Origin of the sequence: Vibrio clamense (assembly GCF_050337905.1) — a bacterium.
Classification (GTDB): domain Bacteria; phylum Pseudomonadota; class Gammaproteobacteria; order Enterobacterales; family Vibrionaceae; genus Vibrio; species Vibrio cortegadensis.
In genome coordinates this window covers 24,415-35,971 of record NZ_JAKJTJ010000037.1, presented here as the reverse complement: position 1 = coordinate 35,971, position 11,557 = coordinate 24,415, and the positions used below count along the sequence as shown (strand labels likewise).

The window sequence follows — 11,557 nt, the reverse complement described above, 5'->3', positions numbered from 1 at the left end:
GCTCGACGCCGAAGTAGCAAGCTACTTCTCGTTTCCGCTCGACTTGCATGTGTTAGGCCTGCCGCCAGCGTTCAATCTGAGCCATGATCAAACTCTTCAATTAAAGTTTTTTGCATCCTAAGATGCGGCTCAATGAATACTGACTTCAAAACTAATATTCATTCGCTCTTTTCGAAAAAGGAACGTGAACATGTAATTCTAAAGCTATTATCATTCCAACAGAATGATAATGAATTGACTGTGCCAAGTTCTAAGAACTTGTATTGGTCACTCAGTTCATTGATATCTTTTGTTTCGACTTAATTTACTTTCGCTTTAAAAAGCGAAACCAAACAGTACGAAACTAGTGATTATCATCAACGAGTGCCCACACAGATTGATAGGTCTAAATTGTTAAAGAGCTTCACTTCTAAGTTGCTAAGCTTCCTTTGAAGAGGAGGGCTATTCTAGCGAGATAAACGAGAGTGTCAAACACTTTTTCAAATTATCTTTTTAAGCTAGAAGCCTAACTGACATTGCGCTTGAACCCTTGTGGGCTCTGCCGTGTCAGTGAGGTCGCATTATAGAGATAACGATCACATTGGCAAGCTCTTTTTCATAAAAAATGTAAAAACAGAGCTTAAGCGTTTCATTTTCACTCAACGTGTTATTTATACTTATTTGTACCCACTAAAACACAAGTTATCCACAGAGTTGTTCTTTCTTGCAGCGCTACATATATAAATAAAGCCGGAAATCCGACTTTATTTACTCGTGAATATGACAGCTAGTTAAATGCCAGAGCCATTTTGCTCTGAATTATCGTCATGAAGGCCACATTCTCTTTTTAATCCGAAAAATCGAGTCTCTTCCTCACTCATTCCGGGTTCCCACCTTTTAGATGTATGTGTATCTCCAACGGATAAATACCCCTCGTCTCGCAAAGGATGGTAGCTAAGCTGATTAGCTTGCAAATAATGGTGCACATCTTTATTAGTCCAATCAATCACTGGCAGAAATTTAAACACGCCATTTTGAACAGACAAGATAGGAAGATTTGCTCTTGAGCTAGATTGCTCTCTTCTCAAACCGGAAAACCAGGTGCTAACTTCCAGCTCATCTAAAGCACGGCGCATAGGTTCAACTTTATTCAACTTATTATACTTCTCTAAACCGTCTATACCTTGATCCCAAAGTTGACCATATTTTGCTTCTTGCCAGTTAGGGCTCTCATGTGCTCGATAGATATTTAAATTAAGAGTTAACTTTTCACTTAACTCATCAATAAAGCGGTATGTTTCAGGGAACAAATAACCCGTATCAGTTAAAACCACAGGAATATCCGGCTTAGCTTGTGTAGCAAGGTGAAGCATCACAGCAGCTTGGACACCAAAACTTGAGCTGACAATATGAACGCCTTCTAAATTTTCAAGCGCCCATACGATCCTTTCTTGAGCGGTTAATTTTTCTAACTCACCATTAATTTCACCAAGACGAAGTGTTTGTTCCACTTTAGTCAGAGGAATGAATTCAGCTAACGTCAACGGATGCGCAATAGAATCAATCATAAAAATCCCTCTTAGACACTTTCACTTCGCCTATGATCCCGCTACGAATGGTGAAATCACCGAATGCTTCGTTCTCATGTCTCTCTTTCCCCCAGCGGCCCACCAGCAGATCGATTTCCTCTAGAATTTGAACATCAGTAATATTTTCTTTGTACATTTTCGGCACTCGCGTCCCCGCTTTATTACCACCAAGGTGTAAGTTATAACGATTAGGAGCCTTACCTACTAGACCGATTTCGGCCAACATTGCGCGACCACAACCATTCGGACACCCCGTGACGCGAAGAATGATATTTTCATCCTCTGGTAACCCATGCTTTTTAAGGATGCCTTCAACATCAGTAACAAATTGAGGAAGAAAACGTTCAGCTTCAGCCATTGCTAACGGGCAGGTTGGGAATGCTACGCATGCCATTGAGTTTTTACGTTGCTCAGAAGTACCATCATCAATCAGGCCATATTTACGAGCGATAGCGTCTATCTCCTCTTTTTGTTCCACAGGAACCCCTGCAACAATAAGATTTTGATTTGCAGTCATGCGGAAATCACCTTGGTGAATCTTCGCTATTTCGGCTACTCCGCTTTTTAAAGGTTTTCCCGGAAAATCCAGTAACCGACCATTTTCAATAAACAGAGCTAAATGATATTTCTCATCAATGCCTTTTACCCAACCGATGCGATCACCACGCTCTGTAAATTCATAAGCGCGACTTTGCTCAAACTGAATATCGGCTCTCTTTTCCACTTCAGCTTTAAATACATCAATGCCGACTCTATCTAATGTGTACTTCGTCTTTGCATTTTTACGATTTGAGCGGTTTCCCCAATCTCGTTGCGTGGTGACTACCGCGGCTGCAACATCTAACGTTTTCTCTAGAGGTATAAAGCCGAAATCATCCGCTTTACGTGGATAGGTAGACGTATCACCATGCGTCATCGCTAACCCACCACCAACTAACACATTAAACCCAACAAGCTTACCTTCATCTGCAATCGCGACAAAGTTAAGATCATTGGCGTGAACATCTACATCATTCTGTGGCGGGATCACAACTGTGGTTTTAAATTTACGCGGCAAATAGTTGCTACCTAAAATAGGTTCTTCGTCTGTTGTTTCAAGCTTCTCGCCGTCTAACCAAATTTCAGCATAAGCACGTGTTTTCGGGAGTAAATGCTCACTGATTTTTTTCGCCCACTCATAAGCCTCTTGATGTAACTCCGATTCTATCGGGTTTGTCGTGCACAATACGTTTCGGTTTACATCACCAGCCGTCGCAATTGAATCAATACCGATGCTGTTGAGAGTTTGGTGCATCAGTTTAATGTTTGGTTTTAAAACCCCATGAAATTGGAAAGTTTGACGCGTTGTTAATCGCAGGCTTCCATACGATGTATGCTCATCTGCAAATTTATCAATAGCGAGCCACTGCTTCGGAGTAATAATCCCTCCTGGCATACGAGCTCTCAACATCACATTATGCAAAGGCTCTAACTTTTGCTTTGCTCGTTCCGCTCGAATATCTCGATCATCTTGCTGGTACATGCCATGAAAGCGGATCAACTGAAAATTGTCAGCCGTAAATCCACCTGTAATTCTATCTTGGAGATCATGTTCAATGGTTCCACGTAAAAACTGACTTTCTCGCTTCAAGCGCTCGTTATCAGCGAGTGGTCCAAGAACTTGACCTAAGACTGACTGGTTACTTGTTTCATTCTTCGCACTCATTAATACACATCCCTTTGATAACGTTTTGCTTTGCGTAAATCACTTACATATTCTTCTGCTTGCTCTCGGCTAAGGCTTCCCTGTTGCTGCGCGACAATAACTAAAGCTTCATGCACATCTTTAGCCATTCGGTTTGCATCGCCGCATACATATAGATAAGCCCCATCGCTTAGCCATTGCCAAACTTGCTCTGCTTGCTCAAGAATACGATGTTGAACGTACACTTTTTCATGCTGATCACGACTGAACGCCACGTCGAGTTGCGTCAATATTCCAGACTTCAAATACTTCTGCCATTCCACCTGATATAAGAAATCTTGCGTAAAAGTTCGATCTCCAAAGAAAAGCCAATTCTTACCTTCCGCTTCTCTGTTATCTCTTTCTTGAATAAAGCTACGGAAAGGAGCAATGCCAGTACCAGGCCCAATCATGATGATAGGAGCGGAGTCATCTTGAGGTAGTTTGAAGTTATTATTATTTTCGATGAAGACTTTAACTTCATCGCCTTCTTCTAATCGGTGAGAAAGAAAGCTAGAAGCACCACCAAAACGAGAATCATCACCTTTGAGATATTCAACAACACCTACAGTAAGATGAACCTCTTCTTCTACTTCAGACTGGCTTGATGCTATGGAATAAAGACGCGGAGTCAAACGGCGCAAAATATCACTGAGTTGAGCAGCCGATAGTTTAGTTTTCTTTTCACTAAGAACATCGATCACTTGAGTACTTGCTGCGTACTCGCGTAACTTGTCTTTATCTTCCACCAGCTTCTGCAATTTTTTGCTTCCAGAAAGCTCAGCGTACTTGGTCACAAATTGTGGATTAGCTGACGTAATTTCGTACTTAGCTATTAAAGCACTGCGGATTGATAAGCTATCTCCATCCACCTCGATACTTTCAACCCCTGACAAACCGACTCTGCTTAGGATCTCATCGGCAAGTTCTGCACTATTTTCAAACCAAACACCAAGAGCATCACCCGCTTGATAAGTCAGGCCAGAGTCTTCAAGATCGATTTCAATGTGGCGAACATCTTTACCAGAATCACGGCCTGTAATTTTTTGACTCGTCAATAGTGTCGCGGTATACGGGTTTTGCTTAGTGTACTGACTATGAGAAATAGCAGGCGTAACCGGTAACTGTACGACGTCGGCATCATTAACGGATAAAGCATCTTTAACGTAATCCAGCGCTTCTTTTCGCCATTGCTGCACAGCGTTTTCATAGTCGACATCGCAGTCAATCCGTTCAATAAAAGGAGTGGCACCTTGTTTTGAAAGAAAAGCATCAAAGTCTTTGCCTGTTTGGCAGAAAAATTCATAACTCGAATCTCCTAGACCAATCACACCGTACTTTAAATTCGGTAACTTAGGCGCTTTCTTCGATTGTAAATATTCGTGCAACTCAATGGCATTATCCGGAGCCTCACCTTCACCGTTGGTGGAAGCAACGATGATGACATGCGTCTCTTTCGCTAAACTCTTAGCTTTATAGTCACTGGCATCAAAAAGAGTGGCAGTAATACCAAACGTTTTAGCCTCTTGAGCTAACGCTTCTGCTACACCTTTTGCATTCCCAGTTTGAGACGCATAAATAATAGTGAGCTTTCCCTCAGGCTTTGATGCAACACCAAGAGGTTGAGTATTAGAAGTAGATTCTGATGATTGGTCTTGGCTGACTCCCCAAAAATACCCACTTACCCATGCAAGTTGTTGTGGTGAAAGATTGGAAGTAGCTTGTTGAAGCTGACCTATTTGTTGATCATTTAATGGTGCTGCTAAAGTGGAAAGTCCCTTTAACAATACGTTCTCGTTAGACGACATAGTCACGACATCCCTATTCATTGCGTGACGATAGATTAACCACTCCTTTTAATAACAAGAAAGAATAGATAGGCATGTTTTATAACTTTTAGAATTAAGAAGCCGATAGTTAAGCTATTATTTAGGCTCAATACGGACTTGCTGAAAACCCACAGCCATAGCTGATTTCGACGCTAAATCCAGATTTTCATAATGGCACTCCTCACCATGAGAATCCGTGAGTAAAACAAAACCACCTTTTGCATGACGAAATTCAACAACCCAAGTCCCTTCTTCCGCTGAAGGTTCGATTATCGCTTCCACCAACTTATTATCCCGATACAGATATCTAAGCTCCGTTACCGTCATGGCACTCTCCTCTCAAAATAGAGCAATACACATCTATTAAGAATGGCTCAAACTGGGAATAGTGCTAAAAAAATTAAGATTTATCTAAATCGCAGATATAAAAAACGCCGCATAAAAGCGACGTTCTTTGAAATGTAAGTGTTATCAGTCATTCATAGGATTAAAATTCGACAGCGCCACCTAAGAACCACCCATCAACCAAGATAAACGACTTACCCAGATCAGAGGCAAAAACATCAGATTCTAAGTCAATGACTCGATAGCCACCTCTGAGCGCGATATCCGCGGCTTCTAGAGGAATTCGATATTGAACTCCGGCCATAATGTCAGCACTTTTGATGCCACTGCTATCACCAAACTCCATTTGACCAATAATGCTCAACTCTGTCTTAGGAACGTTGATTTCACCTTGGGCATACCAACTCCACGTAAATTCATCGAATTTTTCGGTATTGGCAGCAGGTGCGCCATTGACATAATGACTGTTCGAATACTGTGTAAATGTCATACCCGCATCAAAGTGTAATAAGTCATGCTCCATCAAACTGTAATACAAGGTGTAGTCATATTTATCAAATGCCACATAATCTGCATCTATCGTTGTATAGCGAATACTTGCATTGGGAATCATTGGCAATTTATGTTCAAAAGCAAAGTAAAGAGAAGCAGACGTTGAATCATCTCTTGTCACTTCATTCGCTTCTGTATTTCCCCACCACATGTCAGCACCGACTTTAGCTGAGTAAAAAGCATCATCAGCAAGAGCCGATGCACTTCCCAAAGCCAAGGTTAAGCCAGTTAATATAGTAAAGGTTGATTTATTCATCCGGTATAGCTCCCAATCTTTTCGCTATGTGGTTATATCAGTCTTAATCGATGAATAATAACATAACCTTTAGACAGAAAATGCCTTAACCGGAAACCTCACCCAAATTTAACGTGAACTATAGACATAATTTTTGAAAAACCACACCCCAAGGACAATAACAATAAGCCAAGGAAGTAATTTAAAGACCACCCCTATCATCCCCAATAATGTCATCACAACAAAAGCGACCGCAGTTGCAGCAAAGACTGTCATCATGGTGAGCCCAGTCACTAGAAGTGTCGATATAAATACCAAAATAAAGATTAGTTCAAACATAGTCAGTTCCTCATGGTTTATGAGTTAACTAGAGCAGTATTCATACCAAGATTGAGCTTGCAATAAAAAGCTTATATATCAGATAGATAAAAGCCAGAGTAACAATCACTCTGGCTTTCAAAATAGAAAATGGTCAAATTTACCACGTTAGTTGGTAAAAATTACACAATTACAGTTCACTCTGCATCTACACATTGAGCTCTTTAGGTATTTTGGCAAGAGCGGCTTCTACAACCTCAATTCCAGAACCTTTTTTATGTGCGTTTTCACTGATATAGCGGCGCCACTGTCTTGCTCCCGGCATACTTTGGAATAGCCCCAACATATGACGAGTAATATGACCAAGGCTAGCACCTGCGGCCAACTCTTTTTCAATATATGGGAGCATTTCTTCTACCACCTGAGTTCGCTTTTTCACAGGGTGATCTAAACCAAAAATCTGCTGATCTACTTCCGCCAAAATATAAGGGCTTTGATACGCTTCTCGCCCAATCATGACACCATCTAAATGCTGTAAATGCTCTTTCGATTCTTCTAACGTCTTAATTCCACCATTAAGGGCAAGTACCAAATGCGGGAAATCTCTTTTGAGTTGATAGGCACGTTCGTAGTCAAGAGGTGGGATCTCACGGTTCTCTTTTGGGCTCAATCCACTCAGCCACGCTTTTCTCGCATGAATCGTAAATTGTTCACAGCCACCCTTCTCTGAGACAGTCGAAATAAAATCCGTTAAAAACTCATAAGAGTCATGGTCATCAATACCAATTCTAGTCTTCACCGTTACTGGAATATCAACCACATCCTTCATTGCCGCGACGCAGTCAGCCACTAGCTGAGGCTCTGCCATCAAACATGCGCCAAAACGTCCATTTTGTACTCGGTCTGAAGGACAACCAACGTTTAAGTTCACTTCATCATAGCCGCGTTCTTGAGCTAATTTCGCACAAGTGGCCAAATCTGTCGCATTTGAACCACCTAGCTGTAACGCGATTGGATGCTCTTGCTCGCTGTATGCTAGAAAATCACCTTTACCATGGATAATCGCGCCAGTCGTCACCATCTCTGTGTAAAGTAATGTTTGTTGTGATAATAAACGGTGAAAGTAACGGCAATGGCGGTCAGTCCAATCGAGCATCGGTGCGACAGATAGCCTACATGCATGAGTCATGAGTCAAACATCCTAATTTACAGTAAAGTATTCTTTGTCGCTAAGCACGGCAAAAAGCAAAGTCGGCTATTGTAATCGTTACGCCTTTCTAGTTCTAGAATATCTTCTTCACTATCGCTTTCCTCGTAGATAAGATACCGTGTATAGCATTATCTTCATGCTATTTATTAGACAAACTGCGGGCTCTGGTAATAAAATTATTGGTTTCTCAACGATATTCGTTGAAAAATAGTTTATTATTAAGCAAGTCCAATTGTTACGGTGAAAATTTTGGACCTGACATTAATAGAACAAATACAAGATATATGCACAGTTAGGGGTGTACGACTGACTCCGCAGAGGAAAAGAGTGTTTGAACTTATCTGTTCTAATAAAAAAGCATCAAGTGCTTATGATTTATTAGAACAGCTAAAACAAAGCGAACCTCAAGCAAAACCTCCAACTGTTTATCGAGCTTTAGATTTTTTATTGGAACAAGGATTCATTCATAGAGTTGAATCAACCAATAGTTTTATTTCTTGCTGTTCATGCAATGCACACAAACATTTCTCCCAATTATTAATTTGTGATAAATGTGGCACGGTAAAAGAACTACAAGATGATACTATGACCGCCTTATTGGCAAAAAATGCAGAGAAACACGGTTTCCAACTCACTAATCATGTCATTGAATCTCATGGTGTTTGCCAACCTTGTTCCTCCAGAATGACAGAATAAGATAATAGAAGAACGTTATGCGCGCTGAATTTGTAAATCCGTTTTTAGCTTCATTGATGAATGTCCTAAAAACTATGGCTTCATTAGAATTGAAGCCGCAAAAACCAAGAGTAAAAAAGGACGAAATAGCCAGAGGTGATGTTTCTGGTCTTATTGGTATGATCGGTACGACAACTCGCGGTTCTATGTCGATTACTTTTGATGAAGGTTTAGCATTAGAAATAATGCAGAATATGCTTGGTGAAAGACCCAACGGCCTAAATGAAGAAGTGACTGATATGGTTGGTGAGATCACCAATATGGTTACTGGTGGTGCAAAACGTATTCTTGCTGAAAGTGGATTTGATTTTGATATGGCAACACCTGTTGTTGTATCAGGAAAAGGCCACACTATTCGTCATAAGTGCGAAGGCGCAATCATCATCATGCCATTTACCTCACAATGGGGAAATGCTTTCATTGAAATCTGCTTCGAATAGCGGGAATTAATGATAAGTGTAGAAAAGGTTGATGCTTTTGTATCAACCTTTTTTGTTGGCTGTTATAAACAAACAACAGTCAATAAAAAAGGCCAGTATCTCTACTGACCTCCTTTTAGTAAAAATCTACTTATGCTTTAAATGCTTTAAACGCATTAATCAAACCATTAGTAGAACTGTCATGAGAATCTACGGCAGCTTCACTTTCTAGCTCAGGCAGAATTTGGTTTGCTAGCTGCTTACCAAGTTCAACACCCCATTGGTCGAAGCTAAAGATGTTCCAAATAACACCTTGTACGAAGATTTTATGTTCGTACATCGCAATTAGATTGCCTAGTGTTTTTGGTGTGATTTGCTTAACCAAGATAGAGTTAGTTGGGCGGTTACCTTCAAAAACTTTAAATGGTACTAAGTCTTTCATTTCTTCTGCTGTTTTACCTGCAGCGGCAAACTCAGCTTCAACCGTCTCTTTTGTCTTACCGAATGCAAGCGCTTCAGTTTGAGCAAAGAAGTTCGACATCAGTTTTTGATGATGATCACCAGCAGGATTGTGGCTTAATGCAGGAGCAATGAAGTCACAAGGGATCAATTTAGTCCCTTGGTGAATCAATTGGTAGAAAGCATGTTGACCATTTGTTCCAGGTTCGCCCCAAATAATTGGACCTGTTTGGTATTCAACAACATCACCGTTACGATCAACCGACTTACCATTAGATTCCATATTACCTTGTTGGAAATATGCAGCAAAACGATGTAAGTATTGATCGTATGGAAGAATTGATTCAGATTCAGCGCCATGGAAGTTGTTGTACCATAAACCAATCAATGCCAATAGCACAGGGACGTTATCTTCGAATGGGGTTTCAACAAAGTGATTATCCATTTCATGAGCACCTTCTAGTAGCTCAATGAAGTTATCGAAACCAACAGACAGTGAAATTGACAATCCGATAGCTGACCATAAAGAGTAACGGCCACCTACCCAATCCCAGAATTCAAACATGTTATCTGTATCAATACCAAACTCAGCGACTGATGTTGCATTCGTTGATAAGGCTGCAAAGTGTTTTGCTACATGCGCTTGATCACCCGCAGATGCCAAGAACCAATCACGAGCACTGTGTGCATTCGTCATTGTTTCTTGAGTGGTAAAGGTTTTTGATGCAATCAGGAATAACGTTGTTTCTGGATCGACTTTCTTCAACGTTTCAACAATATGAGTACCGTCAACGTTAGAAACAAAGTGCATGTTCAAGTGTGTTTTATAAGGCGCTAGAGCCTCAGAAACCATGTAAGGGCCAAGATCTGAACCGCCAATACCGATGTTCACAACATCTGTAATTGCTTTACCCGTATAACCTTTCCATTCACCCGAAACGATACGGTGCGTAAATAGCTCCATCTTAGCTAGCACAGCATGAATAGCAGGCATAACATCTTCGCCATTAACCATTACTGGCTTATCGCTGCGGTTACGTAATGCGGTGTGCAGAACAGAACGACCTTCAGTTTTATTGATCGCTTCACCACTGAACATCGCGTCGATTGCCGCTTTAAGTTCAGTTTCATTTGCCAAGGCAAATAGGTGCTTCAAAGTTTCTTGGTTAATTAAGTTTTTCGAGTAATCAACTAGAATATCAGAACCAAAGTTTGTAGAAAATTGTTCGAAACGTTGGCTATCTTGTGCAAATAAAGACTTAAGGTCCATATCTTGCGCTGATTCAAAGTGCGCAGTTAGAGCTTTCCAAGCTTGAGTTTGCGTTGGATTGATATTTTTCAACATGGTGTCTATCCCGATGTTACAGTGGTTTTTTATTCCTCTAACACAGTTATTGAAGTTCAATTACCGCATTTTTGGAATCCCCGATTTTAGCAAAGCATTAATCCTGCTCGCGTTCACAAACAATGAGTAACGCGGTCAGATTTTGTAATTTATTTTCAAAGTGCATTATGTCTTAGTGTCGTTACGCGCTCTTTGAGATAAGTCACGTTAACGTCTTAGTTTTTATTTTCACCTACGCCTAACAACTCTTGTACCGTAGGATTCTATAGGTTGAAAGAACGTTTATAATCAGACAAAGCAGGCTAACCTTAGCGTTATTGAACCAATTTACCAAGTAGATATTCATAGCCCATGATTAAAGAGGGAAATATGTGGCAACAAAAAAACATGTCAATCACACCTAAAAGGCGCGGTTTCCACCTGATTACTGGTGAAATTGAACAACAATTACCAGAAATAAACGAATTTTCCGTTGGTTTGTTACACCTATTTATACAACATACCTCCGCAAGTCTCACTCTCAATGAAAATGCCGATCCGACAGTAAGAATAGATATGGAATCTCACTTCAACAAGTTTGTTCCTGAACGAGCGGCTTACTATCAACATACTTATGAGGGAGACGATGATATGCCAGCACATATCAAAGCTTCACTACTTGGTAGTAGTGTCACAATTCCAATCGCTAATGGCAGACTTGCTCTAGGTACATGGCAAGGAATTGTATTAGGCGAGCATAGAGATCATGGTGGCACGAGACGTATCATTGCCACCATTCAAGGGGAATAAGAGAGAGTTAAAAGGGCGCATTAATCATCA

The 11,557-nt window shown here is 40.7% G+C and carries 11 protein-coding genes and 1 rRNA gene; 3 read left to right on the top strand and 9 right to left on the bottom strand.

Translation table 11 applies throughout. The annotated features are described in order from the left end of the window. The 8 genes from L4C39_RS18955 to dusA form a co-directional block, all read right to left on the bottom strand. Positions 1 to 103, bottom strand: a 16S ribosomal RNA gene (locus L4C39_RS18955); the annotation flags it as partial. Positions 104 to 770: 667 nt separating this feature from the next. Then, positions 771 to 1,547 carry a phosphoadenylyl-sulfate reductase gene (locus L4C39_RS18950; protein ID WP_429747448.1) on the bottom strand — a complete coding sequence of 259 codons (777 nt, stop codon included), beginning with the start codon at positions 1,545 to 1,547 and terminating at the stop codon, positions 771 to 773. Next, positions 1,540 to 3,273, bottom strand: coding sequence for an assimilatory sulfite reductase (NADPH) hemoprotein subunit (gene cysI, locus L4C39_RS18945; protein ID WP_429747446.1), 1,734 nt, complete (start codon positions 3,271 to 3,273; stop codon positions 1,540 to 1,542). The genes L4C39_RS18950 and cysI overlap by 8 nt, the downstream gene beginning before the upstream one ends. Beyond that, positions 3,273 to 5,099 carry an assimilatory sulfite reductase (NADPH) flavoprotein subunit gene (locus L4C39_RS18940; protein WP_429747444.1) on the bottom strand — a complete coding sequence of 609 codons (1,827 nt, stop codon included), beginning with the start codon at positions 5,097 to 5,099 and terminating at the stop codon, positions 3,273 to 3,275. Before L4C39_RS18940 ends, cysI begins: the two co-directional genes overlap by 1 nt. A gap of 117 nt (positions 5,100 to 5,216) precedes the next feature. Further along, positions 5,217 to 5,447, bottom strand: a complete 231-nt coding sequence (locus tag L4C39_RS18935) for a hypothetical protein (RefSeq protein ID WP_113796855.1) — start codon at positions 5,445 to 5,447, stop codon at positions 5,217 to 5,219. A 160-nt stretch (positions 5,448 to 5,607) separates the two neighbouring features. Further along, positions 5,608 to 6,273 carry a TIGR04219 family outer membrane beta-barrel protein gene (locus tag L4C39_RS18930; RefSeq protein ID WP_017051402.1) on the bottom strand — a complete coding sequence of 222 codons (666 nt, stop codon included), beginning with the start codon at positions 6,271 to 6,273 and terminating at the stop codon, positions 5,608 to 5,610. Between the two features lie 108 nt (positions 6,274 to 6,381). Next, complete coding sequence (gene pspG, locus L4C39_RS18925; RefSeq protein ID WP_113796853.1) at positions 6,382 to 6,591, bottom strand: envelope stress response protein PspG; 210 nt, start codon at positions 6,589 to 6,591, stop codon at positions 6,382 to 6,384. A 187-nt stretch (positions 6,592 to 6,778) separates the two neighbouring features. Continuing rightward, the gene (dusA, locus tag L4C39_RS18920; RefSeq protein WP_429747441.1) at positions 6,779 to 7,759 is read right to left on the bottom strand and encodes a tRNA dihydrouridine(20/20a) synthase DusA; all 981 of its coding nucleotides are present in this window, start codon (positions 7,757 to 7,759) and stop codon (positions 6,779 to 6,781) included. A 252-nt stretch (positions 7,760 to 8,011) separates the two neighbouring features. Here dusA and zur point away from each other — a divergent pair, with 252 nt between their 5' ends. Together zur and L4C39_RS18910 are read left to right on the top strand one after the other, a co-directional pair. After that, positions 8,012 to 8,476, top strand: coding sequence for a zinc uptake transcriptional repressor Zur (gene zur / locus L4C39_RS18915; protein ID WP_429747450.1), 465 nt, complete (start codon positions 8,012 to 8,014; stop codon positions 8,474 to 8,476). 17 nt (positions 8,477 to 8,493) lie between these two features. Continuing rightward, the gene (locus L4C39_RS18910) at positions 8,494 to 8,955 is read left to right on the top strand and encodes a chemotaxis protein CheX (protein ID WP_017051398.1); all 462 of its coding nucleotides are present in this window, start codon (positions 8,494 to 8,496) and stop codon (positions 8,953 to 8,955) included. 130 nt (positions 8,956 to 9,085) lie between these two features. Here the strand turns inward: L4C39_RS18910 and pgi are convergent, their stop codons facing one another. Then, entirely contained in the window at positions 9,086 to 10,738 is a 1,653-nt protein-coding gene (gene pgi, locus L4C39_RS18905) for a glucose-6-phosphate isomerase (RefSeq protein ID WP_113796849.1), read from the bottom strand. Between the two features lie 369 nt (positions 10,739 to 11,107). On the opposite strand from pgi, the gene L4C39_RS18900 reads away from it, so the two are divergent. Next, the gene (locus L4C39_RS18900; protein ID WP_429747439.1) at positions 11,108 to 11,527 is read left to right on the top strand and encodes a secondary thiamine-phosphate synthase enzyme YjbQ; all 420 of its coding nucleotides are present in this window, start codon (positions 11,108 to 11,110) and stop codon (positions 11,525 to 11,527) included. The last annotated feature ends 30 nt before the right edge of the window (positions 11,528 to 11,557 follow it).